This window comes from Gilvimarinus sp. 1_MG-2023 (assembly GCF_030548285.1).
Genome location: NZ_JAUOSC010000309.1, coordinates 1 through 379, shown reverse-complemented (window position 1 = coordinate 379; position 379 = coordinate 1). Strand labels below are relative to the sequence as shown.

The window sequence follows — 379 nt, the reverse complement described above, 5'->3', positions numbered from 1 at the left end:
GCGACGGCATGGGATGACTCCAGTGCCGGCATAATGCCTTCCAGCTGTGTCAGCTTGTGGAATGCCTCAATGGCTTCGCTGTCTGTAGCGGCGACATACTGGGCACGGCCAACATCTTTCAACCAGGAGTGCTCAGGGCCAACTCCGGGGTAATCCAGACCGGCAGAAATCGAGTGTGTCCCCATGATCTGGCCGTTGTCGTCTTCCATCAAATAGGTGCGATTGCCATGCAAAACGCCAGGACGCCCTTTACTCAAAGGTGCGGCATGGTCATCTCCTTCCAGCCCCAGTCCACCCGCTTCAACGCCATACATGGCTACTTCCGGATGCTTGATATAAGGGTAAAACATGCCGATGGCATTGGAACCACCACCCACAC

Annotated in this window: 1 pseudogene; it reads right to left on the bottom strand. The window is 55.7% G+C overall.

Going from position 1 to position 379, the window contains the following annotated elements:
* Positions 1–379, bottom strand: a pseudogene (locus Q4563_RS16930) (tryptophan synthase subunit beta); the annotation flags it as partial.